Consider the following 6,240-nt stretch of genomic DNA (forward strand, 5'->3'; position numbering starts at 1 on the left):
CAATGAAAGGGATAAGCTATTAAAAGCCAATCCCTCACTCAAATTATTTATTTCTTCTTACGAATCATATCGCCAACTGCTACTGGTTCTACAACCGGCATCGTTAAAATCATCATTGGATTTGGTGCCCGATCGATCGATTCGCCCTCTTCATTATACATAACTTCTACTGTTTGATGGAAGTGATTGAACCCAGGACCATAAAATTCAATTTCATCACCTACACTAAAATGATTTCTCTGGCGAATTGTTGCAACTTTTGTCTCAGGATCATACGCCATCACTTCCCCAATAAACTTATATTGAGGAATTTTACGACGTTCTCCAAATAATTGTTCTTCGTCTGTCGGTACATGATAATAAAAACCAGTTGAAAGTTCTCTTTGTGCCACTTTCCAGAGTTCATCGATCCATTCTTGTTTGCATTCATAATTTTCAGGATCTTCCATATAGGTATCTACTGCTTTTTTGTACACATTTGCTACAGTTGAAACATAATGAATAGATTTCATCCGTCCTTCGATTTTAAAGCTATCAACACCGTTTTGAATCAGCTCAGGAATATGCTGGATCATCGCCATATCGACTGCACTCATTGAAAATTCTTCTTCAACTTCACCTTTATCTGTCAAGTTTGTACGTTCAGCGCCAAAAGGCAAATCATAAAGCTCATATTTCCAGCGGCAAGATTGTGAACAACCGCCGCGGTTCGCATCCCGCATCGACATGTGGTTAGATAACGTGCATCTACCAGAATAAGAAATACACATTGCTCCGTGGATAAATGCTTCGATTTCAACATCTGTATTTTTACGGATTTCTGCTACTTCGTCCATCGATACTTCACGTGCTAAAACAACACGTTCCAGCCCCTCATTTTTCCAAAATTCTAATGTTTCATAATTGGTAGCTGACGCTTGTGTAGACAAATGGATCGGCAAGCCCGGCGCTTCTGCTGCACAAATTTCAATCAAGGCCGGATCAGAAACGATTACTGCAGAAATACCAACATCGCGAATTTCTCTGAAAAAGTCTCCTGCTCCTTCTTGATTGCCTTCATGAGTGACCATATTTGCTGCTACATAAACTTTTGCTCCATGCTCATTAGCGAATGCTACGCCTTCGATCATATCTTCTTTTGTGAAATTACCTGCTCGGCTGCGTAACCCATAAGCATTTCCACCAATATATACTGCATCTGCACCGTAATGAATGGCTGTTTTTAGTTTTTCTAGCGTCCCTGCTGGTGCTAAGACCTCAGGACGCTTCAATGTTCGTTCGTTTGTCATGTGTTTTTTTCTCCTTATTTTATCTCGTCTGGATCCAAATCAAAGAATCCGATATCTAACCCACGATTTTCTGGGTGAAGGGTCTCAATTTGTTCAATTGCTTTTTGTGCTTGCTCACTGGACCAAATACCTGATTCTAGTTTTTCTCTAGCTTCTACGAACAATTTAGCGACTTTCACAAAGTTTTCCCCCGGTGTATAAATGCCATCAAGTTTCCATTTTGCGTAATTGTGCTCATGAAGCTTATCTAGTTCGCCAATTAAATTTACATCATTGTCCGCAAATATATGTGTGCCATGACTATCTTCATAAATCGAGTAATGGGTTTCTTCTTTTTTAGGTTCAGATATAAACAGCCCACGTTCTCTACTAGCTGATTCATCGTTTTTAGTAAAATTGTAGTAATTTTGCAATAATGGTCGTTTTGATTGATGAATACAGGTAGCTCCATAAACAAGCACTTCAGCTGGAACCATCAAATTGTCCTGCATTGCTTTCATTTCTTCAAAAGGCACTTCACGCGCTAAGATAGCACCGATTGCTCCACGTTTGGCCCAAAAGTTGATTTGGCGAGAACTAGTCACCAAAGTCTCTCCATCATAGATGTAGGGAATATCGATTCCATCACGTTGCATCACAAATACAACGCCAGGATCACCGACCGTCACCTGGTCCACGTTAATTTCTTCTAAAAATGCCAAATATTCAGGGACTTTCTTCATTTTTTCTGGATGCATGATCCCATTTAATGCGACAGTTACTTTTTTACCAGCTGCATGCGCTTTTTCGGTAATAGCCCGTTGTTCCTCACGAGAAAACGATACTGGCAAGCGTAACCCGAATGCCTCTTCTCCGATGTATAAAGTGTCTACCCCTACTGCTAATAATGCCTCGGCCTGTTCAACAGACTCAGCAGTTGCAATAAGTTCAATCATTTTGTATCCTCCTTTAAAAGCTGAATGGGCTTGTTCAGCTCTGACTGAAAAATAGGAAATATGGAATGTGGTGTTTTTTGCCACCATCCATATTTATCTTTTTTCCGAAGAGCTAGCCCATGGAGCTAGATAATTTAAAAGCTGAATGAACCCATTTAGCATCGACCGAAAAATAGGAAAATTTGAATGTGACGGTCTTAGTCACAGACTAATTTTATCTTTTTTCCGAGACGCTGGTTCATGAAGCTGGATAATTTTAAAAGCGTAGCAATTTCGTTTAGCCTTGACTGAAAAATAGGAAATATGGAATGTGGTATTTTTTGCCACAGACATATTTTACCTTTTTTTCCGAAAGGCTAACCCGTAAAGCTAGACTAACTTGTTCAGTATCCAACAATATCAATTAAAAATAATGCTTTGAGCCTTTCCACACAGTCTTCTAACAACTGTTTTATAGTAGCACAGGTTCACAAACTTTCCAATAGTCTCTCTTTATTTTAACACCTATTTTTCACAAAAATCCTACTCAAGTTCAGTTTTTATTAAAATAAAAAAGCTGTACAAAACAGATTCGTTTTGCACAGCGAATTATTGATTTAGACTTAAATTGTTTGTAATACTTGTTCTGGTTTAGGTGATTTGACATTCAGAGTTATCTTGCCCTTACTTGCCCCAATCGTTACCTTATCCCCAAGATGGATCTGACCAGAAAGTAATGCTTCACTTAAGCGATCCTCTACTTCTTTTTGTAAAGCTCTACGGATTGGACGTGCACCATATTCCGGATCAAAACCAACTTTTCCAATCACTTCTATGGCAGCTGCAGTGATTTTCACGTTCACATCTTGCTCTCTCAAACGTTGCATGATGGATTTACTCATGATTTTCACGATTTCATGGATTTCTTCTTGGTCCAATGAACGGAAAACGACTGTTTCATCCACACGATTCAAGAATTCTGGACGGAAGGCTTTTTTCAACTCTTCCAAGATTCGTTTTTGCATTGCCCCGTAATCTTTTGTCAGGTCTTGTACGTTGAAGCCAACATTCTTCTCATCACGAATGGCAGTTGCACCAATATTTGATGTCATGATCAAAATAGTATTTCTAAAATCAACTTTACGTCCTTTAGAATCAGTTAAGTGTCCATCGTCTAATACTTGTAACAAGATATTGAACACATCTGGATGGGCTTTTTCTACTTCATCTAATAAAATAACAGAGTACGGTTTTTGACGAATTTTTTCAGTCAATTGGCCACCTTCTTCATAACCCACATAACCTGGAGGTGAACCAATCAAACGACTGGTGCTGTATTTTTCCATAAATTCAGACATATCCACTCGAACCAGTGCATCTTCACTACCAAACATTGTTTCAGCTAAAGCTTTAGCAAGCTCTGTCTTACCTACACCTGTCGGTCCTAAGAACATAAATGAACCAATTGGTCTGTCTGGATCTTTCAAGCCACTACGGGCTCTACGAATTGCACGTGATACAGCTTGAACGGCATCATCTTGTCCAACTACTCGATGATGTAAGATACTTTCTAATTCAAGTAACCGTTCGCTTTCTTTTTTCTCTAACTGCTGTAACGGCACGCCTGTCCATTGTGAAACGACGTTAGCAACATCTTCTTCTGTTACACGATTAGCGTAACCTGAAGCTTCTTTTTCTTCTAACAGTAAAATATTTTCCAATTTACGCACTAGCTTTTTCTCTTTTTGACGCAATCTCGCTGCGCTTTCAAATGACTGCGATTGGATTGCTTCTTCTTTTTCTTGAACTAAACGAGCAATTTCAACACGTAAATTATTAATTTCGGAAGGTTCGTCGGCTAAATCTAAACGAACTTTAGCTGAAGACTCATCCATCAAATCGATGGCTTTATCCGGTAATTGACGTGAATTGATATAACGAACAGATAATTGAACTGCTGCATGCAGAGCGTCATCTGTGATTTCCACACCATGATGTTCTTCATAACGAGAACGGAGTCCTTTTAAAATTTCTTCGGCTTCTTCTGGTGTTGGTTCATCAACTTGCACACGGGCAAAACGGCGTTCCAAAGCAGAATCTTTTTCGATATATTTTTGATACTCATCCAAAGTTGTTGCACCGATTGTTTGCAGTTCTCCTCTTGCAAGTGCTGGTTTTAAAATATTCGATGCATCAATTGCCCCTTCAGCACCGCCAGCACCAATTAAGGTATGCAATTCATCGATAAACAAAATCACTTCACCATCTTGATATATTTCATCAATAACTTTCTTTAATCGATCCTCAAACTCTCCACGATATTTAGTACCAGCTACCAAAGCGCCCATATCTAACATCATCAAGCGTTTTTCCTGCATATCTTCAGGCACTTCACCGTTCACAATTTTTTGTGCCAAACCTTCAGCGATTGCCGTTTTACCGACACCAGGCTCGCCAACTAAAACTGGATTATTTTTTGTACGGCGACTTAGAATTTGAATCAAACGTCTAACCTCTTGTGAACGTCCCACAACTGGATCAAGATCTTTTTCACGGGCTAATTTCGTTAAATCACGTGCTAATGAATCTAACGTTGGTGTTCCTTTCGGCGCAGCTTTTTGAGCTTGATTATTGCGACGACGTCCTACATTTCCACTCATTTGCGGATCAGTAATACCTATTTTCTTCATCAGCAACTGACGCATCTTAGATAAACTTAAACCTAAATTCAATAAAATACGTGAAGCTAATATATCTTCATCTCTTAATAATCCTAATAAGATATGTTCCGTTCCAATATTTGGTGCGCCTAAACGTTTTGCCTCATCACCTGCATAAGCAAATATTTGTTTTGCACGAGGGGAATAAGGTAAATACGCACCTTTAGGATAAGCCTTAACAGTTCCATAGCCAGTTAAGTGTTCGATTTCTTCACGAATATCATTTTTATCTGCGTTCAACTGGCGTAATGACTTCCCAGCAATTCCATTTGGCTCTAAAACTAGTGCTAACAATAAATGTTCTGAGCCCACGGATTGATGCCTAAAATATTTTGCTTCTTCTTGTGCAATAGCTAATACCGCCTTGGCACTTTCTGTAAATAATTCATCCATATTATCATTCCTCCTCGTAACTCAAACGTTCTAAAAATGAATGCATCAATTGAGCACGTAAATAATCTTCATTTGATCCTGCTTTGCCTAAAACTGATTTTCCAAGAACAGACAACATCAGATTTCCTTCTCTTTTAGTGATGACTTCTTCTTCATATAACTTCTGTACAAAAATCAACGCATCTTTTTCTGAAAGTTCATTACCCGTGAACTGAGCAATTTGTTTTAATAATTGATCACTATCAGAAATTTGTACTTTGGCAATCCGAATATATCCACCGCCTCCACGCTTACTCTCAACCGAATAACCTCGTTGAATCGTAAAACGAGTATTGATAACATAATTAATCTGGGAAGGAACACAATTGAACAAATGAGCCATTTCAGCTCTGCGAATCTCAATCTTACTGCTTTCTTCAAGAATCTTCTTTAGATATGCTTCTATTAAATCTGAAGTATTTTGATTACTCATCACACTCATCCTTTTCCCTTGACTAATACTGACCTTAATTATACATAACTTCAACTGTTTAATAAAGAGGAATGCCTGATTTGATAAGAAAAGATAAATATTTATTCTTAGATTTAAATAGTAGAAGAAAAAAGAACAGAGCATTTGCTCTGTTCTTTAAATCGGGAAGACAGGATTCGAACCTGCGACCCCTTGGTCCCAAACCAAGTGCTCTACCAAGCTGAGCTACTTCCCGTAGCTATAATAATAAAAAAAGACTAAACGTTTAAAAGGAACTAATACTTCATTACCTTCTAAAGCGCAGTCAATATTTCAACTATGCACCCAAAGGGAGTCGAACCCCTAACCTCTTGATTCGTAGTCAAGCACTCTATCCAGTTGAGCTATGGGTGCTAAAACAAGGATCAAAGTCAGATATCTTATCTGCTTCGTACTTGCCAACATCTATTCTG

General features: G+C 38.5%; 4 protein-coding genes and 2 tRNA genes. All 6 read right to left on the reverse strand.

Annotated elements, in window-relative coordinates:
* Nucleotides 1–47: 47 nt before the first annotated feature.
* Complete coding sequence (locus RV15_RS01145; protein WP_071876217.1) at nt 48–1,289, reverse strand: peptidase U32 family protein; 1,242 nt, start codon at nt 1,287–1,289, stop codon at nt 48–50.
* Nucleotides 1,290–1,303: 14 nt separating this feature from the next.
* A complete protein-coding gene (locus RV15_RS01150) occupies nt 1,304–2,224 on the reverse strand; it encodes a peptidase U32 family protein (protein WP_071876218.1) in 921 nt (306 codons plus the stop codon).
* A gap of 602 nt (nt 2,225–2,826) precedes the next feature.
* Complete coding sequence (locus tag RV15_RS01155; RefSeq protein WP_071876219.1) at nt 2,827–5,316, reverse strand: ATP-dependent Clp protease ATP-binding subunit; 2,490 nt, start codon at nt 5,314–5,316, stop codon at nt 2,827–2,829.
* 4 nt (nt 5,317–5,320) lie between these two features.
* Nucleotides 5,321–5,788 (reverse strand): CtsR family transcriptional regulator, encoded by a 468-nt coding sequence (locus RV15_RS01160; RefSeq protein ID WP_071876220.1) that lies wholly within the window; start codon nt 5,786–5,788, stop codon nt 5,321–5,323.
* A gap of 161 nt (nt 5,789–5,949) precedes the next feature.
* Nucleotides 5,950–6,023, reverse strand: a tRNA-Pro gene (locus tag RV15_RS01165).
* An 84-nt stretch (nt 6,024–6,107) separates the two neighbouring features.
* Nucleotides 6,108–6,181: transfer RNA gene (locus tag RV15_RS01170), tRNA-Arg, on the reverse strand.
* Nucleotides 6,182–6,240: the final 59 nt, after the last annotated feature.

The sequence above is a fragment of the Enterococcus silesiacus genome (assembly GCF_001886225.1).
In the GTDB taxonomy this organism is placed as follows: Bacteria; Bacillota; Bacilli; order Lactobacillales; family Enterococcaceae; genus Enterococcus_L; species Enterococcus_L silesiacus.

Bases quoted from the DNA above. Each gene is read 5' to 3' on its own strand.
- RV15_RS01155 (WP_071876219.1), bottom strand. From the start codon at position 5,316: ATGGATGAATTATTTACAGAAAGTGCCAAGGCGGTATTAGCTATTGCA.
- RV15_RS01150 (WP_071876218.1), bottom strand. From the start codon at position 2,224: ATGATTGAACTTATTGCAACTGCTGAGTCTGTTGAACAGGCCGAGGCA.
- RV15_RS01160 (WP_071876220.1), bottom strand. From the start codon at position 5,788: ATGAGTAATCAAAATACTTCAGATTTAATAGAAGCATATCTAAAGAAG.
- RV15_RS01145 (WP_071876217.1), bottom strand. From the start codon at position 1,289: ATGACAAACGAACGAACATTGAAGCGTCCTGAGGTCTTAGCACCAGCA.